The sequence below is a fragment of the Geminocystis sp. NIES-3709 genome (assembly GCF_001548115.1).
Taxonomy (GTDB): domain Bacteria; phylum Cyanobacteriota; class Cyanobacteriia; order Cyanobacteriales; family Cyanobacteriaceae; genus Geminocystis.
The window spans coordinates 1,629,289-1,649,958 of record NZ_AP014821.1 but is presented as its reverse complement, the minus strand read 5'-3'; the positions used below and the strand labels follow the sequence as shown (position 1 = coordinate 1,649,958).

General features: G+C 32.5%; 14 protein-coding genes and 3 pseudogenes. 10 read left to right on the top strand and 7 right to left on the bottom strand.

Features of this window, described 5'->3' with window-relative positions:
• The first annotated feature begins 69 nt into the window (after positions 1 to 69).
• From GM3709_RS07040 to GM3709_RS07030, 3 genes are all read left to right on the top strand, one after another.
• Positions 70 to 1,365, top strand: coding sequence for an HlyD family efflux transporter periplasmic adaptor subunit (locus tag GM3709_RS07040; protein WP_066117754.1), 1,296 nt, complete (start codon positions 70 to 72; stop codon positions 1,363 to 1,365).
• 98 nt (positions 1,366 to 1,463) lie between these two features.
• The gene (devC, locus tag GM3709_RS07035) at positions 1,464 to 2,615 is read left to right on the top strand and encodes an ABC transporter permease DevC (protein ID WP_066117751.1); all 1,152 of its coding nucleotides are present in this window, start codon (positions 1,464 to 1,466) and stop codon (positions 2,613 to 2,615) included.
• 104 nt (positions 2,616 to 2,719) lie between these two features.
• Positions 2,720 to 3,739: a methyltransferase gene (locus tag GM3709_RS07030; protein ID WP_066117748.1), complete on the top strand. Its 1,020-nt coding sequence runs from the start codon at positions 2,720 to 2,722 to the stop codon at positions 3,737 to 3,739.
• 318 nt (positions 3,740 to 4,057) lie between these two features.
• Here the strand turns inward: GM3709_RS07030 and GM3709_RS07025 are convergent, their stop codons facing one another.
• The gene (locus GM3709_RS07025) at positions 4,058 to 4,948 is read right to left on the bottom strand and encodes a PhzF family phenazine biosynthesis protein (RefSeq protein WP_066117745.1); all 891 of its coding nucleotides are present in this window, start codon (positions 4,946 to 4,948) and stop codon (positions 4,058 to 4,060) included.
• A 343-nt stretch (positions 4,949 to 5,291) separates the two neighbouring features.
• Between GM3709_RS07025 and GM3709_RS07020 the strand changes: the two genes are divergently transcribed.
• Positions 5,292 to 5,879, top strand: a complete 588-nt coding sequence (locus GM3709_RS07020) for a hypothetical protein (RefSeq protein WP_066117740.1) — start codon at positions 5,292 to 5,294, stop codon at positions 5,877 to 5,879.
• A gap of 312 nt (positions 5,880 to 6,191) precedes the next feature.
• Positions 6,192 to 8,306, top strand: coding sequence for a TIGR00300 family protein (locus GM3709_RS07015; protein WP_066117737.1), 2,115 nt, complete (start codon positions 6,192 to 6,194; stop codon positions 8,304 to 8,306).
• 58 nt (positions 8,307 to 8,364) lie between these two features.
• On the opposite strand, the gene GM3709_RS07010 is transcribed toward GM3709_RS07015, so the two are convergent.
• The 3 genes from GM3709_RS07010 to GM3709_RS07000 all read right to left on the bottom strand — a co-directional run bounded on the left by GM3709_RS07010 (position 8,365) and on the right by GM3709_RS07000 (position 11,097).
• Positions 8,365 to 9,204 carry a M56 family metallopeptidase gene (locus GM3709_RS07010; RefSeq protein WP_231937630.1) on the bottom strand — a complete coding sequence of 280 codons (840 nt, stop codon included), beginning with the start codon at positions 9,202 to 9,204 and terminating at the stop codon, positions 8,365 to 8,367.
• A gap of 8 nt (positions 9,205 to 9,212) precedes the next feature.
• A complete protein-coding gene (locus GM3709_RS07005) occupies positions 9,213 to 9,635 on the bottom strand; it encodes a BlaI/MecI/CopY family transcriptional regulator (protein ID WP_066117731.1) in 423 nt (140 codons plus the stop codon).
• A 148-nt stretch (positions 9,636 to 9,783) separates the two neighbouring features.
• Positions 9,784 to 11,097 (bottom strand): hypothetical protein, encoded by a 1,314-nt coding sequence (locus GM3709_RS07000; RefSeq protein WP_066117728.1) that lies wholly within the window; start codon positions 11,095 to 11,097, stop codon positions 9,784 to 9,786.
• 152 nt (positions 11,098 to 11,249) lie between these two features.
• Here GM3709_RS07000 and murF point away from each other — a divergent pair, with 152 nt between their 5' ends.
• Entirely contained in the window at positions 11,250 to 12,617 is a 1,368-nt protein-coding gene (murF, locus tag GM3709_RS06995) for a UDP-N-acetylmuramoyl-tripeptide--D-alanyl-D-alanine ligase (protein WP_066117725.1), read from the top strand.
• Between the two features lie 222 nt (positions 12,618 to 12,839).
• Here murF and GM3709_RS06990 read toward each other — a convergent pair whose 3' ends face one another.
• A complete protein-coding gene (locus GM3709_RS06990) occupies positions 12,840 to 14,168 on the bottom strand; it encodes a cytochrome P450 (protein ID WP_066117722.1) in 1,329 nt (442 codons plus the stop codon).
• 438 nt (positions 14,169 to 14,606) lie between these two features.
• Here GM3709_RS06990 and GM3709_RS06985 point away from each other — a divergent pair.
• Positions 14,607 to 15,232 (top strand): annotated as a pseudogene (locus tag GM3709_RS06985) (IS630 family transposase); the annotation flags it as partial.
• A gap of 10 nt (positions 15,233 to 15,242) precedes the next feature.
• Here the strand turns inward: GM3709_RS06985 and GM3709_RS19650 are convergent.
• Positions 15,243 to 16,404: pseudogene (locus GM3709_RS19650) on the bottom strand (IS630 family transposase).
• A gap of 59 nt (positions 16,405 to 16,463) precedes the next feature.
• Between GM3709_RS19650 and GM3709_RS06970 the strand changes: the two are divergent.
• The 3 genes and pseudogenes from GM3709_RS06970 to GM3709_RS06960 all read left to right on the top strand — a co-directional run.
• Positions 16,464 to 16,799: pseudogene (locus GM3709_RS06970) on the top strand (transposase); the annotation flags it as partial.
• A 109-nt stretch (positions 16,800 to 16,908) separates the two neighbouring features.
• The gene (locus GM3709_RS19645; protein WP_066117712.1) at positions 16,909 to 18,177 is read left to right on the top strand and encodes a class I SAM-dependent methyltransferase; all 1,269 of its coding nucleotides are present in this window, start codon (positions 16,909 to 16,911) and stop codon (positions 18,175 to 18,177) included.
• A gap of 246 nt (positions 18,178 to 18,423) precedes the next feature.
• Complete coding sequence (locus GM3709_RS06960; RefSeq protein ID WP_066117709.1) at positions 18,424 to 19,557, top strand: glycosyltransferase; 1,134 nt, start codon at positions 18,424 to 18,426, stop codon at positions 19,555 to 19,557.
• 165 nt (positions 19,558 to 19,722) lie between these two features.
• On the opposite strand, the gene GM3709_RS06955 is transcribed toward GM3709_RS06960, so the two are convergent.
• Complete coding sequence (locus tag GM3709_RS06955; RefSeq protein ID WP_066117708.1) at positions 19,723 to 20,592, bottom strand: SHOCT domain-containing protein; 870 nt, start codon at positions 20,590 to 20,592, stop codon at positions 19,723 to 19,725.
• Positions 20,593 to 20,670: the final 78 nt, after the last annotated feature.

Sequence of the window (20,670 nt, the reverse complement as noted above, 5' to 3'; positions counted from 1 at the left end):
TATCATTTGAATGTTATAATTCTTAATATTAAAGGTCATACTGTACAGTCTAGTCTAAGTATAGGGAATATGGGCGAATCAACATCGTTTCTAGGAAAAAATGGCAAACAAATTACTATCTTTACTAGCATTTTAGGTGCAGTGATAGTTACAGCTACGGGAATATATATTTTTCAACAATCAGGAGTAAAAACGACTCCTCCTCCTGTCACTACACAAATAACGCAAAAATCAGTCACCGCCTTGGGTAGAATTGAACCTCTTGGAGAAATTATTAAAGTAGCGGCTTCTCCTACAATGTCTGGTGCAAAAGTTAAAACCTTATTAGTTACTCAAGGAGATATAGTAAAACAAGGGGATATTATCGCCATTACTACTGATTTTGAAACCAAAAAAGCAGAATTAGAAACGGCGAAACAAGAGGTAAAAGTTGTACAGGCTAACTTAGCTATTGTACAGGCTGGAGCAAAAGAAGGTACAATAAAATCCCAAGAATCAACGATCGAGCGGTTAAAAGCAGAATTAAATGGAGTAATAGCCACAGATAAAGCCAAAATTTCCCGTTTAAAAGCCCAATTATCCGCCGAAATGACTGAAAAAAAAGCAAATATTCAAAGATTAAAAGCGGAAGTAAATAATGCTCAATCTGAGTTACAACGTTATCAGGAATTAGCCAAAGATGGGGTGATTTCCGAGTCGAATTTAGATTCAAAACAGTTGACTTTTGACACCACAACTCAAAGTTATCAGGAAGCCAAAGCAAGTTATGAGAAAACCATTACCACCGTTACGGAGGAAATTCGAGAAGCAAAAGCATTAGCTACTCAAAGGGTAAATACCCTCACCAAAGAGATTGCCGAAGGAGAAGCAAAATTAGGGGAAATTCGGGAAATTCGATCGGTGGACGTAGTACAAGCTCAATCACAAGTAGATAAAGCGATCGCCTTAGTTAAACAAGCAGAGATAGAATTAGATTTAACCACCATTAAAGCACCTACAGACGGCACAATTATCGAGATTTTAGCAAGAGAAGGAGAAAATATTGATAACGGAATAGGAGTGGTTGAAATGGCAAATACAGATCAAATGTTAGCCATTGCAGAAGTATATGAGAGTGATGTTAGTAAAATTAAGTTAGGACAAGAAACAACCATTAAAAGTGATAATAATAGCTTTAAAGAGACTTTAAAAGGCAAAGTTATTGAAATAAGCCCAAAAATCGGAAAAAAAGACGTATTAGAGACAGATCCAGCCGCCAGTGTTGATGCACGGGTGGTAGAGGTAAAAATCGCTATTAATCCTGAAGATAATCCTATTGTTAATCAATTAATTTATGCTCAAATAATTGCCGAAATTTTATTATAGATTTGAGAATTATCTCGCAAAGACGCAAAGGCACAAAGTTTAAGTTTTTTATCAGTAATTATCGAAATTTTTAACTATCAACTATTCCTTATCCATCCATGAAAATACCTTTAGCTTGGTTACAATTAAGTAGAGAAAAAATCCGTTTATTAATCGCTTTAGCCGGGATTGGTTTTGCAGATATTTTAATGTTTATGCAGTTAGGATTTAAGTCTGCTTTGTTAAATAGTTCCGTTAGATTACATGAAAAAATTGAAGGAGATGTATTTTTAATTAGTCCTCAATCCGATGCTTTAATTGCCATGAAAAGTTTTTCTTCTCGTCGTTTATATGAGGCTTTGGGAGTAGAAGGAGTAGAGTCAATTAACCCTATTTATATCGGTTTTTCTATATGGAAAAATCCCGAAAATAAAAATACTCGTCAAATTATGGTAGTGGGTTTTAATCCCAAAGAAGGTGTTTTTAATTTATCGGGAGTAACAGAAAATTTTGATCAATTAAAATTGCCAGATGTGGTATTATTTGATGATCAGTCTCGTCCAGAATTTGGCAATATTTCACAACTTTATTTACAAGAAAAAGAAGTTAAAACGGAAATAGATAGCAGACAAGTAAAAGTAGGTGGATTATTCACTGTTGGAACAACTTTTGGTGCTGATGGAAACCTCATTACTAGCGATTTAAACTTTTTAAGATTATTCCCAAATCGCAATAAAGGTTTAATTGATATTGGAGTTATAAAACTGGAGAAAAATACTGATTCTTTAACAGTTATCAATAGTTTAAAACAAAAATTAAATGGTGGTGATGTGTTAATTTTATCGAGAGAAGAATTTTTGAATTATGAAAAAAACTATTGGGAAAGTAGTACTGCTATTGGCTTTATTTTTACTCTTGGTGCCGGTATGGGTTTAGTGGTGGGTATCGTCATTGTTTATCAAATTCTTTATACTGATGTGGCAGATCATTTACCCGAATATGCTACTTTAAAAGCTATGGGTTATGATAATTCTTACTTGTTAATTCTCGTTTTTCAAGAAGCAATTATTCTCGCCTGTCTTGGTTTTATTCCGGGTTTTGGTATTTCAAGTTTCCTTTATTATCAAGCAACAAAAGCTACAGGTTTACCTATTCTTATGACAAAAGATTTAGCTTTATTAGTATTTATTTTAACAGTTATTATGTGTTTTTTATCCGGTTCGATCGCTGTTAATAAATTAAAATCGGCGGATCCTGCGGATATATTTTAAATCATTAGTAATAAAAAATCTAGTGATTCATCACATTCTATTTTATGATGGATAATTAGAATTAAACGTCAGTAAATTATCAAAATTAGATTCAGTTTTTACTTATGAATAGCTCTCAAATTCCTCCCCATATTCAGCTAATGCAAATGATTTCTGGTTATTGGATTTCGCAATCAATTTATGTAGTTAGTAAATTAAATATTGCTGATTTACTCAGAAATAAGCCTTTATCCTGTCAAGAGTTAGCTAACCTTACAAATACAAATCCTTCCGGATTGTATCGCTTAATGAGAAGTTTAGCCAGTGTCGGTATTTTTTCTGAAATTGACTCTCAACATTTTACGATGACTCCTTTAGCTGAGTATTTATGTATTAATCATCCTCAATCGATGAAAGCCACAGCTATTATGTTAGGAGAATCTCCTCACTATCAACCATGGGGAAAAATGTTATACAGTGTGGAAACAGGAAAACCAGCTTTTGACGAAGTTTTTGGTATGGATGTCTTTGAATATTTTAAGTCTCATCCTCAAGATGCAGAAATTTTTGAAAATTCCATGAATAGTTTTTCTTTTATTGAAGAAAAGGCGATTTTATCATATTATGATTTTTCCCCTTTTAACACGATCGTGGATGTAGGTGGTGGTTACGGTGAAATGTTAGGTTCAATATTAGAAAAATATCCTAGTAGTAAAGGTATTTTATTTGACGAAGAATATGTAATCAGTAACTGTCAACCAACCCTAAAAAAACACGGAATCTCTAACCGTTGTCAAGCTATCAGTGGAAGTTTTTTTGATTCCATACCATCAGGAGGAGATGTTTATATGTTAAAGCATATTATCCATGATTGGGATGATGAAAGAGCCATAAAAATACTCAAAAATTGTCAAGATGCAATGACACATAACAGCAAAATTTTAGTCATGGAAATGATTGTAAACGATCGAAATTTGCCATCCTCAGCTAAAATGTTAGATCTTAATATGTTAGTTATGTGTCCTGGCGGTAAAGAAAGAACAAAAGAAGAGTTTGAACAATTATTTTCTCAAGCTGGTTTAATTCTTGATCATATTATTTTTACTAACGAAGATATTTGCATATTAGAGGGAATTAAAATGTAAAATAATTATTATCCATTATTGTTATTAAGCAGTAACATTTATTTCATGATAAGTTAACTTTTAATAATAAAAATAAGGTAATTTTATGAGCAAAATATTCTCTAAAAATTAGTGTATTGTCATCAATATAATCGATCATTGTCAATAAATTAAAATCTTCAGATCCTGTAGATATATTTTTAATCATTAATCACATTATATTTTAGGGTTAATAATTAAAATCAAATGATAACAAATTGTTAAAATTCGATCGATTTTAAACCATGAAAATTTTAGTAAACTGTCTAGGTTATCAAAAAACAATTAAAAAATTATTGATTAAGTAAGTAAAATTCCCTCTGTAATAATTACCGATTCACCCCTAACTTTAATCTGGATAATTTTATTATCTTTTTTAGTCGCACTGGCTATAATTTTACTAGGACGATTAATCTCCAAACCTTGTTCAATTAACCATTGCCAATTACCATTTTTTTCAGGTTGGTAACTTGCTAAATAACCAGCAAAAGCTGAGGCAGCCGAACCTGTCGCTGGATCTTCTGATATATTTAAACTGGGTGCAAACATTCTTACTCTCCACTCAAATTTATCCATTTGATAACAGGGATAGACATGGGGGGCAAAATGATTAGATAAAGTTTTTTGCCATGCTGTTAAGTTTAATTGTGCATTACTTAAAGCAGAAAAACTGTTCAGGGGAATAATAAAAAATGGCAAACCGCAGGAAACAGCTTGAGGTGCAAATTTTTCGCTTAAGTCTTTTTCCGATAAGGATAAAACTTCTGCCAAAGATTCTTTTGACGGAATATCTCGAAGAAATTTAGGAGGATTAGGTGCATTTAATTCTGTAGCGATTACTTCATTATATTTGGAGTAGATAGTAACAGGAACATTACCAACCTCTTCGTGTAAAACAATTTCAGTGGTATCAGAAGTTAAATGAACCATTCCTAAATATCCTAACAAAAAAGCTGTACCGATCGTCGGATGCCCCGCAAAAGGAATTTCTCCACCGGGAGTAAAAATTCTCACATCAAAGTTAGCTTGAGGATTGCTAGGAGAAAAAACAAATACTGTCTCAGAGAAGTTAAACTCAATGGCGATTTTTTGCATTGTCTTCGACGATAACCCTTCTGCATGAGGAAACACTGCCAATTGATTTCCGCTAAAAGGTTGACTGGTGAAAACATCAAGAGTATAAAACTTCATAATCTATAATTAAAATGGTTAGAAATTTGAGAACATAAGGTAATAGAAAAATTAAAAATGTTTAATTCTTATCAATTTTCATCATTTTTAGAGACAAAATTATCCTTATGATATTATTATAAGACAAAAAGACTTAGATAAAATTACCTGTAATGTACTTCCACTAAATAGAAAAATGTGATTAAAGTTAGGAACTAAAAGTAATAATATAGAAATACATAAGAAAAATAGGGTATTTTCAATTACGAAATAGGACTAACAACTTAGGCAGATAGACAAAAATTATTTATAATCAATAGGATTGCTATATTATTTGAGATATAGTTTTAAATTAATTGTGATCATGAAAAGCCTTTTTAAATTAACTACTCTTATTCTTGTTACTCCTTCTCTATTTACTTTTTTGTTTCCTTCTACTGCTCAAGCCAATAATCAATTTGATGTTTGTCTTCAAGAGTTAACCACTACAGGTATTCCTGTTGAACAAGCTCAAACTGGTTGTGCAGATGCTTTAGTACCTAGGGAATTATCTACCTGTGTTCGTACTATATCTAGTGCTACAGAAATAAAAGCGATCGATGCCCTCAAAAGTTGTTATCAAGTAAGAAGACCATTAGATTTAGGAAGTTGTGTTGTTAATATCAATAAACAGTCACTAATCGCTAATAATAAAAGTAACCTTCCCAAAACTACTAGCAATACGACAGAAACAGAGGAAAAAACTCCTATAGAAGAAACCATGACTACCACTTCTGTATCACCGATCATGATGGCGTTAAACACTTGTCAAGCCAGTCTTTTACCCTTAAGACATTCTGAATGTGTAATTGCTTTATCTCGAACTCCTCAAGTAGCAAATGCCACTCAAGCAATGGAAACTTGTTTAAGTGCTGAAGATTTTCCTAGAGATTTATTCCCTTCTTATCAATAAGCAGATTTATATACTTAGTACGGGAATAATTTGACATTGATGGTGGCTAGGTTTTAGGGGTGATAGCTTTAGGTTAATTTTGCCAAATCTGTTTAATTATGTACCTAATACCTAACAACTAATACCTAATACCTTGCCCTTTGCCATAAATTTTGTCTCTTTTGTCTCGAACTGAGGTGTTATCGTTTCCAGACATATCAATTATGAAAGTAAAAGTACCTACAACATCGAGTTATAATGGAATGTTGGCAAAAAATTGATGGTGAGAAATACTATTAGCCAATTAAATCTTATAGTAAATTTTAAATTATTATGACTCAAGATATTCGCATTCTTATGTGCGCCCCTGATCACTATGATGTTGATTATGTGATCAATCCCTGGATGGAAGGTAATATACATAAATCTAGTCGAGAACGTGCCGTAGAGCAATGGGAAAAACTTTATGGTATCATAAAAGAATACGCTACTGTGGACTTAGTTACGCCCCAAAAAGGTGTCCCTGACATGGTTTTTACCGCTAATGCTGGTTTAGTCTTAGGGGATAATGTGGTTTTAAGTCGTTTCTATCACCCTGAAAGACAAGGGGAAGAGCCTTTTTTTAAAGAGTGGTTTGAAGAAAATGGCTTTACCGTCTATGAATTACCAAAAGATTTGCCCTTTGAAGGAGCTGGAGATGCTTTATTCGATCGAGAAGGGCGTTGGTTATGGGCAGGTTACGGATTTCGATCGGAATTAGACTCTCATCCTTATATTGCTAGATGGTTAGATACGGAAGTTTTATCATTACGCCTCATCGATAACCGTTTTTACCATTTAGATACCTGTTTTTGTCCTTTAGCTAATGGTTACTTACTCTACTATCCTCAGGCCTTTGATAGCTATTCCAACCGTCTTATTGAAATGCGTGTACCCGAAGAAAGACGCATCATCGTAGAAGAACCAGATGCAGTAAACTTTGCTTGTAACGCAGTTAATATTAACGATGTGGTAATCATGAACAAAATTACTCATGATTTAGAACAAAGTATCACAGACAAAGGTTTCAAAGTTATTCAAACTCCCTTAACAGAATTTTTAAAAGCAGGGGGCGCGGCAAAATGTCTTACCCTCAGAGTTACTGAACCCATTTTAGATGACGTTCATGCTAACGTTACTGTTACCAGTCGAGTGATCAAAATGGAAGGGCATTTACTCGATAGTGGCTTGATGAATCGTGCTTTAGATGTTGTTGTTAAAGAAGGTGGTAGTTTTAAAGTTCTTAACTTTGATTTAGGAGTTGAAAGGCAAAGTCCATCTACGGCGGAAGTGCGTATTTCTGCACCATCAGTAGAAGTGATGGATGATATTATTAGCCTTCTGATTGATTTGGGCGCTATGTCACTCCCAGAAAAAGAGTCTGATGCTAATCTCGAAACAGTGGTTAAAGCAGGGGTTTCTCCTGATGATTTTTATGTAACAACTATTTACCCCACAGAAGTTAGAGTCAATGGTTATTGGGAAAGAGTTAATAATCAACGCATGGATGGTGCGATCGTAATTGAAGAAACTGAAGAAGGTTTTACCGCTAGTTGTAAATTATTGCGTGACTTGGAGGTAGGAGAAAAAGTAGTTATCGGTGTAGAAGGTATCCGTACAGTACGATCGCCTCAATCCAGAGAACAACGTAACCAAACCCAAGAATTTAGTTTCATGAGTGGGGGTGTTTCTAGTGAGCGCCGTGTAGAGTTATTAGTTGAACAGATTGCATGGGAAATGCGCCATATTCGTGATCAAGGGGGTAAAGTTGCCGTTGTAGCTGGCCCTGTAGTTATCCATACTGGCGGATCTGAGCATCTTTCTCGTTTAATTCGTGACGGTTACGTTCAGTGTTTACTAGGTGGAAATGCCATCGCCGTTCATGATATGGAACAATCTATCATGGGAACATCTTTAGGAGTCGATATGCGCAAGGGTACTCCCGTAAGTGGTGGTCATCGTCATCACCTCAAAGTAATCAATGTTGTTCGTCGAGCAGGAAGTATCACCGATGCGGTAAATAAAGGACTCGTTACCAAAGGCATTATGTATGAGTGCGTAAAAAATAATGTTCCTTTCTCTCTAGCCGGTTCAATTCGTGATGATGGGCCATTACCTGATACTCAGATGGATTTGATCAAAGCACAAGAAGACTATTCTCGTCTTTTAAAGGGTACGGATATGATTATTATGCTTTCTACTATGCTTCATTCGATCGGAGTAGGCAACATGACACCATCAGGAGTAAAAATGGTCTGTGTGGACATCAATCCTGCGGTAGTAACGAAATTAAGCGATCGAGGTTCTGTGGAATCCGTTGGGATTGTCACCGATGTAGGATTATTTCTCAGCTTATTAACACAACAGTTAGATAAACTAACTAATCGCTATCAATTAAGTGTAAATTAAAGTTTAAGGTGGGTAATACCCACCACGAACGAGCAGTGTGCCTTTGACATCAAATCTTTTAACAAGGACTATGAAAAGGAAAGAAAATCCAAGGAACAAATACTAAAAATAACCAAATTATTTGTACCCAATTAAAAGTAGTAAACTGACTCGAATCAGTTAGTAAATTGTCAATTCGTTCCTCTAAACGACAATTCATAAAAGGGCATTCCCAATTAAAAGTAAGAGGATTTGTTTGATTAATAGTTGCCTTTGTTACAGTTAATAATGCTTCGGCGATGAGTAAAGAATCAACTGTTTTAGATGCGGTATTATCTGCTCTTAATTCTCTCAAAAGTAATAAATTATTCCATAAATTTTTATTATTAGGGAGCCAAAAAGTAAGTCTTTCTAAATAAGAAAACCAGAAAAAAAAGAAAGGATCTTTATGAGCTTTATGGGCAGATTCGTGAGCAATTACAGCTTGTAAATGTTCTATTGACAAAAGTTTAATTAACCCTCGACTAACCACTAATTGGGAATTCCAAAAACCGACTTGAGCGGCGTAAGGGAAAGAGGTTTCAATAATTTTGATGTTTTGACCATCAATATTTTCTAAAGGATATTTTTTAACTAATTGAGACAATTTATAAAAATCCCACATAATTTTTATCAAGGTTATCACCGCAAAAACTAAAAAAGATTCAGCTAAATAATAACTAAATTTACTAGCTTTTATGCCCCACATTTCCCCATGATAACCCATTAAAAATACTGTCAAACAAGTCATTAATAATAGTAAGGGTGGGAAAGTAAATAAAAATAGTGATAAACCCCATTTTTTTTGATATTTTACCCTTTTTATCTTACTAATCGATCGAATTGTATAAGCAATTAATAAAGCAGAAAAAATTAGCATAAAGTGCATTATTTATTTTCCTCCCTTTGTTGACGAATTTTAGTTAATCGATCGGCAATAGCTTGTATTTGTTCTACACTAGCAGTATCAAGACTATCAGCAAAAGAAGCTACCACATCTGGATTACTAACGGCCAAAAAATTATTTAATTGTTCGTAAGATTGAATTGCTTTGGCTTGTTCTTTTGAAATGAGGGGATACCAGTAAAAAGCACGACTTTTTTTGACATATTCTAACCAACCTTTTTTTGTCAATCTTTGTAAAACCGTCATCACAGAAGCATAAGCCAATTCTCGTTCAGGATCAGCTAAAATTTTTTCATGAATATCTTTTGCACTAGCTGAACCCAAATTCCAAATAATCTCTAAAACTTCTTGCTCAAGAAAGCCTAAAGATAATTTTTCTGGTCTATATTTTGGTAAAAAAGACATTTATATTTACTTACTATCGCAACAACTTATTTTAGTTTACGCCAAGAAGAATAAACAATAAATAAATTTTATTCTTTCCTTATAGGTAAATACTGATTAATTCATCTTACTTTTATCCGCAAAACCTATTTAAACCAGTAATTTGAGATTATATCTTAGCGTAAATTCTACGCAAAAAAGACATATCGAGATTACCAAAATTGACACTAAAAGCAACATTAACTTTTTCTAAACTTCTCACTAACCAACCGGCTCCTTGTCTTGTAAAGGATTCATAATGATTGAATAAAATCGAAAATCTTTTTTCTAGGTAAGGTTTAACTTTACTACAAAGTAACACTAATTTTAATAAAAGTCCGATGGTTTTAGTTGTACCCATATTACTAATCATATCCATAAATACTAAATGACTAGGATTTTGAGGACTATCCACAATCAAATAATTAAATAATTGACTATAGGTACGCATTTTCAAAAACTCATCAGGTTTACTGTTATGATATTTAGGGTATAACTCCTGTAACTTATCATATAATCTTTTATTGAAACTATTTTTGCCGTATTTACCGTCAACAGATTGAACTATATACTCATATAAATCATCTTTAAATAATTGATAGTTACGAGTATCGTTAGTATGGGTTAAAAAACTACGAGATAATTCTTGATAGGAATAACCATTTTCTACTTTGCCGACATAATGTTTCAAACTTTTTCCCAAATCTCGATCGCTTAATAGGGTAGGATTAGTAACGGGTTTAATAAGACGATCGTTATTTAACTCCTCCATTTTTGCCCGTCCTGCTTGTGCTACCCTAATTTGATAGGTGACAAACTTGGATAATTTCGACTCGAATTGTTTTTCTAACTCTGTTTTAACTTTATATACTGTTTCTTGCTGTTCTGTGCTACTATCAGCACCTAAGAGACAATGATCATAAAGATAGGGGTATCGGGTTATTAAATTGCCGACAACTTCTTCTTTTTTACCCGGATTAGTTTTTTTATTGTGACTTTCACTGACGATGGTTGCTAGACGTTTTAATTGTTTATAATAGTCAGTCTGCAAAAATTCTCTAACTAATTGATTCATCCTACTTGAGTAAGATTGTCCATAGCCTCTACCCATTCCCGAAGGTAGTAAATCAAACAATTCTACAAATTCCACCACATAACCCTGAGTTTTGGGATGTAACTGCCAACGATTAAGAAGAATATGACAACAACGATTTAAAATTGCGGGGAAAGTTGTTGAAGCATTTTTATTTCGTATAATTTTAGCTAAGACTTCTAATATTTGAGGATTATCGTAATTTCTTGCCTGAATAAATAAATAACGAAATCTATCTAGCACTTGTTGTGGCGACTGACTTTTGACGCATTCTAACAAGTGATCATAAAGATACTGTTCTGTGGAAGTATCTTGATAATTATGACGTTCTGATAGAGATGAGATATTCACGGCAGTTCATGGTATGGTATATTTTGGTTTATATTTATTTACTATTTTAAAGCAATCATTCGATTTTGCTTTCTGTTATTTTACTTAAATTTTAGTACATATTCTGCATTTTTCTATCAGCTAAAATACTGAATTTTTTATCTTTTTTTTCTATGAAAGTTTTTGCAAATCTTCAATCTATCCGTGAAATTACTGAGGCAAATGATATTAATATTCCCGACAACATTCTAACACAAGAATGTAAGGGAGTGAGTACAGATACTCGTAGTCTTAAAAAAGGAGAAATTTTTATCGCTTTAGAAGGTGAAATTTTTAATGGTCATAATTTTCTAAATCAAGCAATTGACAAGGGTGCGATCGCATTAATTACTAATCAAAGTTATCCTTATTTAGAGTCAATTAAAATACCAGAATTTAAAGTACAAGATACTCTTCAAGCCTATCAAAAAATTGCTCATTGGTGGCGTGAAACTCTTGATATACCAGTAATAGGTATAACAGGATCGGTAGGAAAAACGACCACAAAAGAGTTAATTTCGGCGGTATTAAGTACTCAGGGAAAAGTATTAAAAACAGAAGCTAATTATAATAATGAAATTGGTGTCCCGAAGACTCTTTTACAAATAGATGAAACTCATGAATATGCAGTAATTGAAATGGCTATGAGAGGAGAAGGAGAGATCGCCTTATTAACAGAAATTGCTAACCCAAATATTGGTTTAATTACTAATGTAGGAACTGCTCATATTGGAAGGTTAGGTTCGAGAGAAGCTATTGCAAAAGCAAAATGCGAATTATTAGCAAAAATGGACAATTCGGGGGTAGCAATTCTTAATGGTGATAATGACTTATTAATTCAAACTGCTACAAAAATATGGAAGGGAGAAACTATTACCTATGGTTTAAAATCAGGAAATTTTCGAGGAGAATTAGTAAATAATCATACTCTCAAAGTGGATAATAAATTATATCCTCTACCATTGTTGGGGGAACATAATGCTCTTAATTATTTGGGTGCGATCGCTACTGGTAAAGTATTAGGTATCGATTTATCTGTTTTAGAACGGGGAATAGAAGTTATTTTACCAAAAGGAAGGGCAAAACGCCATCAATTAGGGAATGATATTGAGGTATTAGACGAGACTTATAACGCAGGGTTGGAGTCTATGATAGCGGCATTACATTTGTTAAAACAAGCGGAAGGACAACGGAAAATTGCAGTTTTGGGTACAATGAAAGAATTGGGAGAATATGCAACTCAACTTCATCGACAGGTAGGGGAGACAGTGAAATCTTTAAATCTGGATATGTTGTTGATTTTAGCAGATGAAGATGTCACCAAAGCTATGGCAGAAGGTTCGATCGGTGTTCCCACAGAAATTTTTAGTAATCAAAATGATTTATTACAACATTTAAGAGAAGTGGTTACAAAAGGCGATCGAATTTTATTTAAAGCCTCTAATTCTGTAGGATTGAGTAAAGTTGTTGATGAATTTATTAAATATAGCAATCCTATATGAGTCGTGAGAAATAATTATGTTTAATTAGCAGTCAGCTATCAGTGATTAGCAATTAGCTATTGTGAAGTTAAATTTCTGATCAACATTAGTAATTGATTACTTATTCTTTAATGGAAAAAAGGCTAAAAACTAACAGCTAAAAGCTAATCCCTTTAACTAAAAGTGTCTAAAATTCCCATATTTTTAAAGGTTTCTTACAGCTCACTCAGGTAAATATGATTTTTAGTTCATTGTCAATTTAACTTTTAATCCATCTTTTGGGTGGGGTGTAGGAATCAGTTGCATGGTTAAATCCTGATTTGGAGATAATTCCCATTGATAATTTTGGGTTAATAAAGAGGCAAAAACCCGCATTTCTAATCTTGCAAATTCTTTTCCAATACATTCTCTTAAACCACCGCCAAAAGGTACAAAACCGAATTTTTTTTGTTTCTCGACGGAATTTTCTGGAGAGAATCGATCGGGATCAAATTTGTCTTTATGATGGTAGAGAGTCTTATCTTGGTGAGTTTGGGCGATTTGATATTGTACTGTCCAACCTTTGGGAATATGATAACCTTGATAGGAAAAGTCTTGAATCGCTTGACGAAAACCACCGCCCACGGGAGGAATTAATCGAAGTACTTCTTTTAAAACTTGTTCTAAATAAGTCATTTCTTTTAATTGTTCTAAACTAAAAGGAGGTTGATAATTTAGAGTTTTTTGTTCTTGTCGAATTTTAGCTAATACTTCCGGGTGTTGTGCTGTTAATAAACAAAAAGATGCGATCGCAGATGTTAAAGTTTCATGACCTGCAAATAATAATAATAGTACTTGATCTTTTAATTCTTCTAAGGTTAATCGATCGCCATTTTCGTCTTCTGCGGTCAATAATAGACTGAGAGCATCAGATTTAACATTACCCTCTTTTTGTCTTTGTTTGACAATCATCTCAATTTCTTGTAACATTTCTTCACGACATTTCAGCGCTTTACCAAATTTTGTCCAAGGCAAATCAACAGGGATACTAAATAAACCTTCACACCATTCCTCGAACAAATGGCATAATCGAGTTTGAGAGCAATTATCGACTCCCACAAATAGTTTTGTGGCAATATCAAAGGTATAGTTTCTCAATTCAGGATACCAAGTAAATTCTCCTAAAGTTGCCCATTTTTTGAGATAATTTTGTGTGATAGTCTCAATAGTCGGCAAATAAGTAGCTAATACTCGTGGCTGGAAGGCTTGAGCTAATATTTTTCGCCTAGAGGTGTGAAAATCGCCATTTTTGACAGATAATGATGTTTTTCCTAGTAAAACTTTAGTGGTTTTAGGCCATGTTGATACTACATATTGATTCTCATGACGAAATAAAAACTCATTGGCTTCTCCTCCTATCATAGTTACAGTGGGATTACCAAAAATATTGATTTTAAAGATATTACCGTATTTAGCAATTTTTTTTTGATAAAAATTTCGATCGAACAAAAAATTTAGAGTTTCACCGATGAAAGGTAACGCAAAATCTCCCGGGGGTAAAGGTAATGATTGTAAATCAGATTTCTCGTTCATAGTCAATAAAATATTGGTTAATTACAAGTCATTTTAATTATACTGTTATTGACATCACCAATATATTGTTTAAGAGATGAGCATAATAGAATTTGGAATATATAGCAATTCTTATATTTATGAGGTACTCCAGAGCAGAGTCAAACCCATTGCTATTAAGAAATAGGTGTACCTTACTATTTAGATAAACGCTATATTTGAAAAGATAATTGATTTTATTCAATTCATAACAAGTTATCAATATCGATCGTAAATTATTTATAATCAATTAAATCATAACCTCAAATTCATTTAATTTATATATGCTTAAATTATTCATAAATTACTAAAAGTTTTAGGTATTATTTTTATTTTAAGTAAATTTATTTATAGCGTTTCTTACAATGATGAGGTACAATTTTGAGATGAAAAAATTTAGACGATATTAACATTAATCTAATGCGTCCCTACTCTTTGGATTTAAGACAAAAGATTATTCATGCTCGTGAAAAGCAACAATGCTCCATTCGTCAATTAGCTAAGAATTTTGGTGTGGCAAAAAGTTTTGTACAAAAGATAATCAAGCAGTATCAAGAAACTGGGGATCTCAAACCTCGTCATTCAGGGGGAAGACCCCCCAAAATAAATCCTGAACAAACGGTTGTCCTGTTAGAAATTATCAACGAAAATAATGATGCTACTCTCTGGGAATTAGCCGAGTTATTTGAGAAAAAAACTGGACTTAAACTCAGTACATCGACTATTGACAGAATCAATCGTAAATTTGACTATACTGTCAAAAAAAAACACTGTATGCCACAGAAAAACATAGTGAGAGAGTTCAACAAAAAAGATCTGAATATTGGGATAAAGTGAGAGAAATTAATGAAGAGGACTTAATTTTTGTGGACGAATCGGGAAGTAATTTAGCAATGCTTCGCCTTTATGGCAGGGCAAAAAAAGGGTACAGAGTCAGAGGAGAAAAACCCCAGAAAAGAGGGGGTAATGTTTCTATAGTGACGGCAATATCCTTAAAGGAAGTAGTAGCATCAAGAAATATTTATGGTTCTGTAGATGGATTAAGCTAAGACGCATTTAACTTACATTGATTAATTCACCCTTATTCTTAAATTTTTTACTCCAATTAATTACTAAACCTCCTTCATTTAATAAGTAATTTACTGTTTTTTCTAGCTGTTCTTTATTTTCAAAGTTTCTATAAGCTATATATTACTTTGCCGAATGCCACACTAATTCTATTAAGTTATAATCTGGACTATATACCGGTAAATATTCTAGTCTTATATTCGGTAGATTTTTTTCTATTTTTTCTACTATTTCCTTTTTTTTATGGAAACTTGCGTTGTCTAATATTATGATTATTTTCGGACCACATTCTTTAAAATCTTTTTCATCATTTCCCTTACTTACCCATTCATTTTTTATTTCTTCCCATAACTTTTTTAATTGTTCACAAAACGTTTCTGAATCACCTTTTTTTATTACAAAACATCTTCTTTTTTTATCCGAATATCTTATTCCTCCCATGATATTTACTCTTCCTCTTCTTCTTTCTCCCTTCACCTTTTTTCTTTTTCCTTTTTTCGTCCATGTTTTTCTTCTTATCACCCTTAAACTAAAACCACATTCATGAGGGGCTGTGTGGCGAATTTAGTTCGCCACTTTAAACGCCCCATCCCAAAACCATACTTGAACTAACTCAGGATTCTCTTTACCTATTTCTATGTAATGTTCTAATTTTTCTTTAAATGCTTTTCTTTGTTCTTGATTTTGTTTGTCTTCTAAACTATATTTTCCCCAAATATAACTATACTTTTTTCTTTTTAATATCCTCACTACTTGTGATTTGCTTAATTTAATTCCTGTTTCTTTTTCCAAATGTTCTGATAATCTTTGCCCCGTCCATCGACCAAAATCATATCCAAAATCTTCAGGATTTTTATCAACTACTTCTAATAATCTTTCAATATATTTATCCGTTGCTTTTGTTTGGTTTCCTTTTCTTCTTTTATCTTGCAATGAATCTACATTATTAGGATTACCATGAACTGCCCAGTAAGCCACCGTTTTGGGGGAACAACCCAAAAAAACTGCTATTTCTTGATAATTTTTACCATCATTCTCTAATAAAAATATTAAAATTCTTTCCCTGACTTCCGATCTCTTTTCTATTTTTAAAGCATCTTGTAGATACTTTCTTTCTTCCTTCCTCTGACAAAAAATTTTTAGAAGGCATAAATCACACCTAAGTTTTATCTTTTCTGACTTAAATTATATACCAAATCAATGCGTCTTAGCTTAACTTTTGAGGCTTTTGTGATCAGAGATTTAGTGCCCAAATTATGGGTGGGAGCTTGTGTAGTTATGGATAATGCAAAAATTCATTTAGGAGAAACAATTAGAAAGGAAATAGAGAAAGTGGGGGCATCATTGGTGTATTTATCACCCTATTCCCCAGATTTTTCACCCATTGAAAATTTTTGGTCGAAAGTCAAAAATCAGATCAGAAAACTAAAACCGAGAAATTATCATGATCTAGTAGAGGCGATTGGAAAAGCCATGGAGCAAGTAACACAGTTAGATATGCACAATTGGTTCACCCATTGCTGTTACTGTACCTCATCATTCTGATAAATGCTATATATTTAAAGGTATGTGAAAACTAGAAAATCCTTCTAATATAGAAAATTAATTTTATATCAACACTCTAAATATTTACATTTAACTAAGTAATAATAATATGGACTATAAAAAATTTTTAGAACTATTACCACAAGTTTATAATTCGATCGAACAAGAATCAATAGAAATTACCAACGATCGATTTTTTTTATTGTCGAAACAATTAGAAAGTAATATAAATCATTATTTTTTAAAATTATTAAATACTGCCGTTATTTGTTTAGAAGAAGCTGAAATTTATTGTGAAATAACTGATAATTTAGGAGTTAGTTTAATTTCTAGTTTAATGAATTCAGAAACTATGGGCTATGGAATTATTGAAAATAATAATATTAACTTACAAAAAATAAATCATAATTTAACTTCTTTTAATTGCTTAGATCAAGTATGTATTTATGAGGGAGATATTAATAATTTTTGTAATGATTTAAAAGCCTTACAAAGCGATGATAAAATAGGAATTTTTTATATTGATGGTGAAAAAAGCTACCGTACAATTCTCAATACTTTAATGTCAATTAGACCTTTTTTAGCCGAAGAAGCGTTTATCATTATTTCTCATATAGAAAAACAGGAAACTAAAGATGCGATCGATGATTTTCAAACTTATAATAATACAACCAGTATTCATAAACTTTTAACAGTTAATAAAGATACTAAATTATATCCCATCTTAGAACAAGAATTAGTAATTTTACTTTGGCAAAATAACCTTATTTATAAACAAATAAATAAGATCAATAAACAGGGATTAATTAAACTAAATGAAGGTAATGAAAAAAATAAAAAATTATTACTTCATGTTGGATGTGGTACCTATCGAGAAAATGCTTTACCTCAACAATTTCGGAGTGAAGAATGGTTAGAAATTCGCCTAGATATTGATCCCAACGTTACACCTGATATAATTGGCACAATTACTGATTTAAGTGCATTATCAGATAACAGCGTAGATGCAGTTTTTTCTTCCCATAATTTAGAACATATTTATAATTTTGAAGTTCCCATTGCTTTAGCAGAATTTAAACGAGTTTTGAAACCAAAAGGTTTTGTTATGTTTGTGGTACCAGATATGCAAACTGCTGCCGAATGGGTAGTTAGAGGAGAAATGGAAGATACTCCTTTATATCAATCTCCCGGAGGAAATGTCCCAGCCCTTTGGATGTTTTATGGTATGGGTACAACTTATCCCGGTATGCCTTATATGGCACACAAAACAGGTTTTACAGTTCAGAATTTAGAGAAAAAATTACAGGAAGCCGGTTTTACTAATTTAGAGTTGATTAGACATTCATTTGATATTGTTGCTTATGGCTATAAAATTTGATTTACAAAAGTGAATAATCAATTAATAGAAAAAAGTATTGAAACTCTTTTAAAATCTAAAACCTAATACTCTTTTTAAAATCTTTTGATAACCTTTTTCCCATAGCTTAAATCGTATTATTATAAATACAACTTAATATTGAGGATTATTTTCTCTTAATTCCTTACTACCTATTTTTTTGTCATAGATTGTGCAAGTAGTGATATATTTATTACTTAATTATTGATCATTCACTATCATCTATTTATGCGTATTGCCCTATTTACCGAAACATTTTTGCCTAAAGTGGACGGCATTGTTACCCGTTTAAAACATACCGTTGAACATTTACAAAAACAAGGAGATGAGGTATTAATTTTTTCTCCTGACGGTGGTTTAAAGGAATATAAAGGGGCAAAAATTAACGGTATTAAAGGTATTCCTCTACCCCTATATCCAGAATTAAAATTGGCAATTCCTAACCCTTCTATTGGTTTTTCCTTACAACGATTTAAACCAAATTTAGTTCATGTGGTTAATCCAGCTGTTTTAGGGGTAGGAGGAATTTTCTACGCAAAAAAATATAATATTCCTTTAGTCGCTTCCTATCATACTCATTTACCACAATATCTCCATCATTATAATTTAGGGGCATTAGAAGGTATTTTATGGGAATTACTTAAATTAGCGCATAACCAAGCAGAATTAAACCTTTGCACTTCGACAGCAATGGTGGATGAGTTAGTAAATCATGGAATCGAAAGAGTTGATTTATGGCAAAGAGGAGTTGATACTGATTCTTTTCATCCGAGTCTAGCTTCTGGAGAGATGAGAAATAAACTATCTCAAGGTAATCCCGATGCACCTTTATTATTATATGTGGGTAGAGTTTCTGCGGAAAAAGAGATTGATAAGATAAAACCTGTTTTAGAGAGTATTCCAGAGGCTAGATTAGCGATCGTGGGGAATGGCCCCGCTAGACAAGAATTAGAGGCTTATTTCGCCAATACTAATACTAATTTTGTAGGATATTTACATGGAGAACAATTAGGAAGTGCTTATGCTTGTGCAGATGCTTTTATTTTTCCCTCCTCTACAGAAACTTTAGGATTAGTCTTATTAGAAGCGATGGCGGCGGGTTGCCCTGTTGTTGCCGCTAGACGGGGGGGGATTCCAGACATTGTCACCGATGGAGTTAATGGTTATATGTTTGATCCTGATGATGCTCAAGGTGCGATCGATGCTACTCGTCGTTTATTATCCCATAAAGAGGAAAGAGAACAATTAAGACAAAATGCTCGTTTAGAGGCTGAAAAATGGGGCTGGAGTTCAGCAACAGCTCAATTAAGAAACTTTTATCAAGGGGTGCTATCTAAAAATAATCTTTCTTTGGTTGCTTAAAAGGGAATTAGGAAGAATACTTATAATTAATGTGTTTAGTCTAATCGTTGGTTTTAGGTGGTGTTTCTTATACATTTTTTCTTACTCAAAGTTTTAATTCTTCATTATTTAATTTAACCTAATACCTATTCTTCATCAGAAGACTTTTCAGCAACCTTTATATAGTTATAAACGAGCAATTTTAGCTTGATATTCTTCTTTTGTAATAACACCATTATCTAGGGCTTCTTTTAGTTTTGCAATTTTATTTTTATTCCGTTGTAAATGTCTTTCTTGTAATATTTTTTCTCTTGTATTTGCTTCTAAATCATGGAGTTTTTCTTCATATTCATCTTGATCTAAAATTCCCTGAGAAAAAGCCTCTTGAAGTTTACTGATTTTTCCTTCAATCACAAAATTAACCTCATAGTCATCTATTTTTTTTTCCAGAAAAGCCTTTTTTCTCAAAAATTCTCCCTCTGTTAAAATTTCATCAGTAAAAGCAATTTCTAGTTTATTAATTTCGTTTTCTAATTCCTCAATTATCTGTTTTTGATTAGGATTTTTAACCACATTATTGAAGGAAGAAAATTCTCGATCGACAACATTAAAATTTGGCTTATTATTAGCAGTTGAAATACCAGGTTTTACTCGACAATAATTTAGATCATTTTCTATATAAGAAATTAATTCACTTTCCAAAACTAATCCCCAACCAGCACCAGCAATACCTGTCATAATCGTAAATCCCCCAGTAAATATACCAGCAAAACCAGCTCCTGCAATGTTTTGAATCCATTTTCCTCGACTGGTTTCTATAATAAATTCCCGTTGATTAGCAAGTTTATCTTGAGAGGGATAAATTTTAATTTTAAAGGCTAAATTCGTACCTAATAACGTTCTAATTGTCCCTGTTTTTCTCGCTTGGATTGAATAAGTATCTGGTTTTTCAACTCCTTCTACTTCATATTGTTTTCCTTTAAACCATAAAATAATGGCTTTATATATATTTTCTAAATCCTGATTACTGCGATAAATAAAATAGTTTTTTGACATAATTTTACTGGTTTAATAATTAAAATAAATAATAAGTAATTAATAGTTTTAATTTAACCTAATACCTACTAGGTAACA